Origin of the sequence: Shewanella sp. 10N.286.45.A1 (assembly GCF_041470405.1) — a bacterium.
In the GTDB taxonomy this organism is placed as follows: Bacteria; Pseudomonadota; Gammaproteobacteria; order Enterobacterales; family Shewanellaceae; genus Shewanella.
The window spans coordinates 1-5,354 of the sequence record NZ_JBFRMK010000380.1; the positions used below are offsets into that span (position 1 = coordinate 1).

At 42.4% G+C, this 5,354-nt stretch carries 6 protein-coding genes; 4 read left to right on the top strand and 2 right to left on the bottom strand.

Annotation, left to right across the window (positions count from 1 at the left end; translation table 11 throughout):
* Positions 1–85: 85 nt before the first annotated feature.
* The gene (locus AB4238_RS21590) at positions 86–301 is read right to left on the bottom strand and encodes a YdcH family protein (RefSeq protein ID WP_020914669.1); all 216 of its coding nucleotides are present in this window, start codon (positions 299–301) and stop codon (positions 86–88) included.
* A 375-nt stretch (positions 302–676) separates the two neighbouring features.
* On the opposite strand from AB4238_RS21590, the gene udp reads away from it, so the two are divergent.
* Positions 677–1,435 (top strand): uridine phosphorylase, encoded by a 759-nt coding sequence (gene udp, locus AB4238_RS21595; RefSeq protein ID WP_220735557.1) that lies wholly within the window; start codon positions 677–679, stop codon positions 1,433–1,435.
* 98 nt (positions 1,436–1,533) lie between these two features.
* On the opposite strand, the gene AB4238_RS21600 is transcribed toward udp, so the two are convergent.
* Positions 1,534–2,286 carry an ion channel protein Tsx gene (locus AB4238_RS21600; RefSeq protein ID WP_372035602.1) on the bottom strand — a complete coding sequence of 251 codons (753 nt, stop codon included), beginning with the start codon at positions 2,284–2,286 and terminating at the stop codon, positions 1,534–1,536.
* Positions 2,287–2,695: 409 nt separating this feature from the next.
* Between AB4238_RS21600 and AB4238_RS21605 the strand changes: the two genes are divergently transcribed.
* From AB4238_RS21605 to AB4238_RS21615, 3 genes are all read left to right on the top strand, one after another.
* Positions 2,696–3,175 carry an NfeD family protein gene (locus AB4238_RS21605; protein ID WP_372035603.1) on the top strand — a complete coding sequence of 160 codons (480 nt, stop codon included), beginning with the start codon at positions 2,696–2,698 and terminating at the stop codon, positions 3,173–3,175.
* Positions 3,176–3,374: 199 nt separating this feature from the next.
* Entirely contained in the window at positions 3,375–4,304 is a 930-nt protein-coding gene (locus AB4238_RS21610; protein WP_372035605.1) for an SPFH domain-containing protein, read from the top strand.
* Entirely contained in the window at positions 4,304–5,245 is a 942-nt protein-coding gene (locus AB4238_RS21615) for an SPFH domain-containing protein (protein WP_372035607.1), read from the top strand. Before AB4238_RS21610 ends, AB4238_RS21615 begins: the two co-directional genes overlap by 1 nt.
* Positions 5,246–5,354 lie beyond the last annotated feature (109 nt).

Genomic DNA, 5,354 nt, shown 5'->3' on the forward strand with positions numbered 1-5,354 from the left:
AAAGCGCATTGGTAAAGAGGTGGTTATTCCCTTTGAATTGTCGCTGAATGGTCAAACTTTAAATGCAATTGGTATTAGCATCTAGCTAAGCTGAATGGCCTTTCAAAATATCGTAGATCTCCTCTTTCAAATGCAACTTCTGTAGCTTTAACTCGTGTACCTCTGGGGTGTAGTCGCTAGCGCTGTGCTGTTCCAGATTCTTAATCTCCTCATCGAGCTGATTATGCTTGTTAAATTTTTTCTGGAAGTGAGTGTCAGAAGTTTTAAGTTTGCTTATTAATTCTCTATATTCTGGAAACATGCAGGCTGTCCTTTTGCTGATATTTTCTTGTGGTTCAACTTTAAACTAGCGCGTTCTATTTGGACTATTTGTGAGCTAGATCATGTTTTAATGCTTTATCCCACTTGATGAGTGAATATCATTCTACTTGGTTGTTTTTATTGTTTTTTCATGTCAGTTATCTTTTAGGGAAATAACCTTAAGTGCGGCTGGCACTCTGCAGTTCTACTGCTATATTTTTACAATCGTTAACAATCTTGTTTTGGTAACTAGATTACGACAATTCATTTACTCTTGGCAGAAAAAGTGTGATCAGGTTAACCTTATCGCGGTCGATACTAGGTTAAAGTCGATTTATTAAGAATTTTATAATCAAAATTGAAAGGGGTTTTCACAATGTCTGATGTATTTCATTTAGGCTTAACCAAAGAGATGCTAGCTGGCGCAAGCTTAGCTATCGTGCCAGGTGATCCAGAAAGAGTTAAACGTATTGCAGAGCTAATGGAGAACGCGACATTTCTTGCAAGCCACCGCGAATATACCAGTTATCTAGCGTATATCGACGGTAAGCCTGTTGTCGTGTGTTCAACGGGTATCGGTGGACCATCTACCTCTATCGCAGTTGAAGAGCTGGCTCAGCTAGGTGTACGTACCTTCTTACGTGTTGGAACAACTGGTGCTATCCAGCCACAGGTTAATGTTGGAGACGTGATTGTTACTCAAGCTTCTGTTCGTCTAGATGGCGCTAGCTTGCATTTTGCTCCTATGGAGTTCCCTGCGGTTGCAAACTTTGAATGTACGACAGCTATGGTTGAAGCGAGCCGTGATGCAGGTTTAGAGCCTCATATCGGTATCACTGCCTCATCTGACACCTTCTACCCAGGACAAGAGCGTTACGATACGGTTTCTGGCCGCATTACTCGTCAGTTCAAAGGGTCGATGCAAGAGTGGCAAGATCTTGGTGTGCTTAACTATGAGATGGAATCTTCAACGCTATTTACCATGTGTGCTTCACAAGGTTGGCGTGCAGCGTGTGTAGCGGGTGTGATTGTGAACCGTACACAGCAAGAGATCCCAGATGAAGCGACGATGAAGAAAACAGAAGTTAGTGCTGTTTCTATCGTTGTGGCTGCAGCTAAAAAGCTGTTGGCATAGTGGTATGACATTCTCTATAAGAGGGGTCTATTAGGGAATAAATATACTTAAGCAAAAAGGCGCATATAGCGCCTTTTTTGTATCTGTATCAAACAGATTTAGAAGTGATATTTTGCTATCACTGAGTAGGTGTTCTGATCGATACCATCAACACCATACTTGTTCTTCCAGTAATCGTATTCGATACCGACAAACAGTTTATTCTTCTTATGCTCACCGAAAACCACTGCGCCTAGATCATATTTAAGCTGCGGATTGAAGTGGAAGTTGGTTTGATACGCATCTTCATCAGTCGCGAATACCCAATCAAAGAAGCCATCAAATACGATATTAGAGTTGCCAACAGGAAAGTCCATTCTAAATGCTGGAGTTAACTGCCAGCCATCGCTGATGTTATCGCTACCGGTTGCATGTCTGCGGTAGGTATTGAGTTGAAAATAGCTGAAGTACGGCACATTCAAATCCATACCTAAACCATATAGCCAGCTTTTTACTGGGCCTTCACCCTCTTCGAAGGTGAGCGCTAGAGATAGATCGCTAATTGGGCCGATGGCAATCTCTTTACCTAGAATTTTTCCTGCGCTAAAACGAGTCGATATTTCGCCGTACGTGGTGCTGTCTTTGCCACCATTATTGCCGTTAAAATAAGTAACATCTTGGAAAGCAAACCAGTCTCCATACTTCCAGTCACCTGCAGTTTCAAAGGTGAAAGTTGTTTGTGAGTCAGACGGTGCTAAGTCGTAATTATCACCGTACAGGGCAGTGACGCTTGCATCCCACCAATTAATCATATTGTCAGCCATTGCTGTTGGGCTGACGAGTAGCGCTAGGCATAACCATTTGTTATTCATCTCAAAACCTTTTGTGTGCAGCTTGCGCTGCTTATTGTTAGGCAATCTATACACTCTATGGTGCTATTTATAAGGGGACAGACCAATTTAAAACGATTGTTCGATAACCATTTTAATGGCGTGAAATATAGGCTGAAACTGAATATTGTTCAAAGAGTTTGTTACGATTTTTTGCGTTAGATTGTAAATATTTTACGGTAGATTGTAATTGCACTGAGTGAGGTGTAAAAAGGTGTATTGTCCGAATTAGCTGCTAAGTGTTATTTATTCAGTGGTTTATGTTCGATTAATAAATGATTCATAGACCTCAGGTAGCGTGTTATTTATAGTTTTCTTGACATAATATGTCGCAAAAAAAATAAACAGCTGATATAGTGACTGTCTGGACTCTTTCATTTCAGGGGGAAATATGGAGTTATCAAATCCTATCTTGATCTGGGCCGTAATCGGCCTATTTCTGATGTTAGCGGAGATTATTTTACCAGGTGGTATTGTGATTCTTCTCGGTGCTGCTTGTTTGGTAGTAGCTGGAGCATTAGCGACAGGTTTAGTTGAAGGTATTGTTCAAAGTCTAACTCTTTGGTTTATCGCTTCGATGGTGCTCTTACTGCTATTTAGGCAGGTAACGCAAAAGCTAGTTGGTGGTGATGCCCATGTGGATAATACCGATGAAGAGTTAGATCTCTTCAATCAATCTGCCATCGTTAAGCAAACAATCGGTCCGGCACAAAAAACGGGTCGTATTGAATTTCAGGGAAGTGAATGGCCTGCACTCGGTGATGGCACTGAAATCGCTGTCGGTAGCCACGTCAGAGTTATCTGTCGAGACAATATCGCTTTAGTGGTCGAACCGTTAGTTGAGCAAGCTGAAAACTTAACAAATACCTAGTCATACCAATCGGTATAAAGATTTGGTCGACTGTAAGGAGTGTTTTGGCTTCCTACTTCGGTGTTGGATAAAGGCAAAAGGGAACAACCATTCTGTCAATTATCCGCCTTGAATTAGTTCGCCAAAAAACACTCTGAGTAGACCAACTACTTATGCAGATTGGTATTACACTGTTTTTCTGTTGGGAAGGAATCTATACATGTTTATATTTACAATATTTGTTCTATTTGTTTTTTTCATCCTCTATAAGCTGCTACTTATTGTGCCAATGCGCGAAGTCAATGTGATTGAGCGTTTAGGAAAATTCCGAGTAGTCCTGCAGCCAGGGTTTCATTTTCTAATCCCATTTTTTGATCGCGTTGCTTACAAGCATGAGATCCGCGAGCAGGTACTCGATGTGCCGCCGCAAAGTTGTATCTCAAAAGATAACACCCAGCTTGAAGTTGATGGTTTAGTTTACCTTAAGGTGATGGACGGCAAGTTAGCCAGTTATGGTATTGAGGATTATCGTCTTGCTGCGGTTAACCTTGCACAAACAACCATGCGTTCTGAGATTGGTAAATTAAGCCTAAGCCAAACTTTCTCCGAGCGCGATAGCTTAAATGAATCTATTGTACGTGAGATTGATAAGGCTTCCGACCCATGGGGTATAAAAGTGCTGCGTTACGAGATAAAGAACATTACTCCATCTCGAAAAGTGATCCACACACTTGAGAAGCAAATGGAAGCTGAGCGTAGTAAACGTGCTGAAATCACGCTAGCGAATGCTGAGAAAGCCGCGATGATCAACCTTTCGCAAGGTGAACGTCAGGAAGCAATTAATCTGTCAGAGGGTGAAAAGCAGCGCCGTATAAATGAAGCAAAAGGTACGGCAGCAGAGATCACCATTATTGCCAAAGCGAAAACAGAAGGGATGGAATTAGTCTCGACTGCACTTGCACAAGAGGGTGGTAATGAAGCGATGAACATGCAACTGAAAGAGCAGTTTATTAGCCAAGTTGGTAAGATCCTAGATGAGGCCGATGTGTCAGTGGTACCTGCTGAACTGGCTAAATTGGAAGGGTTCTTTGAAGGTATGGAGCAAGTCACTCATGCCGTGTCTGCTAATTCAGTGAAAGGAGCACGCTAATGTTTGCAGGAATTAATACAGATCTGATTGTAATGGCAATCTGGGGACTTATCTTTGCCATCTTCGTGGTTAAGCTATTTCAATCAATTCGCTTGGTACCAACCAAATCGGCTTATATTGTTGAGCGCCTTGGTAAGTATCATTCAACCTTAGATGCGGGCTTCCATGCATTAGTACCCTTTGTTGATAAAGTTGCATATATTCATGACCTAAAAGAAGAAACTATCGATGTGCCACCGCAAGAGTGTTTCTCTTGTGACGAGGTCAACGTCGAAGTTGATGGGGTTATCTATATTTCGGTTATCGACCCAGTAAAAGCGAGCTACGGCGTGGTTGATTATCGTTACGCTGCGATTCAGTTAGCGCAAACGACCACCCGTTCGGTAATTGGTACTCTTGATCTAGACCGTACCTTTGAAGAGCGAGATGTCATTAGTGCCAAGGTGGTTGAAGTACTTGATCAAGCTGGTGCTATGTGGGGGATCCGAGTTCATCGTTACGAAATTAAGAACATCACTCCACCAGAAACGGTTAAAAATGCCATGGAGATGCAGGTCAATGCCGAGCGCGAAAAGCGTGCACTGTTGGCTAAGAGTGAAGGCGACAAGCAAAGTAAGATTAATCGCTCTGAAGGTGTAAAAGCTGAAACCATTAACCACTCAGAAGGTGAAATGCAGCGCCGCATCAACGAAGCGGAAGGTAAGGGCGAGGAGATATTAACGATTGCTCGTGCTACCGCAGAATCGATTGAGCGGATGGCGGCGGTTATCGCAGCTCCCGGTGGTAAGAACGTGGTGCGCATGCAGCTGGGCGCTCAATATCTTAAGCAGATGGATGGTTTGAGTTCAAGCAAGAGTAAAGTGGTCTTGCCGGGCAACATGATGGACTTTGACCATTGGATGAATAGCATAGGTCTAGAAGAATCTAAGACTAAAAAGTAGGTTTCTGTAGTTTAAATGAATTAAATCGACTGCAAAATAAAATGCTGGATTTCAATAGGAATCCAGCATTTTTGTTGCTCGCTATTTGTCACTCACGTAGTGCGGCTGA

Bases quoted from the DNA above. Each gene is read 5' to 3' on its own strand.
- AB4238_RS21590 (WP_020914669.1), bottom strand. From the start codon at position 301: ATGTTTCCAGAATATAGAGAATTAATAAGCAAACTTAAAACTTCTGAC.
- udp (WP_220735557.1), top strand. From the start codon at position 677: ATGTCTGATGTATTTCATTTAGGCTTAACCAAAGAGATGCTAGCTGGC.
- AB4238_RS21600 (WP_372035602.1), bottom strand. From the start codon at position 2,286: ATGAATAACAAATGGTTATGCCTAGCGCTACTCGTCAGCCCAACAGCA.
- AB4238_RS21605 (WP_372035603.1), top strand. From the start codon at position 2,696: ATGGAGTTATCAAATCCTATCTTGATCTGGGCCGTAATCGGCCTATTT.
- AB4238_RS21610 (WP_372035605.1), top strand. From the start codon at position 3,375: ATGTTTATATTTACAATATTTGTTCTATTTGTTTTTTTCATCCTCTAT.
- AB4238_RS21615 (WP_372035607.1), top strand. From the start codon at position 4,304: ATGTTTGCAGGAATTAATACAGATCTGATTGTAATGGCAATCTGGGGA.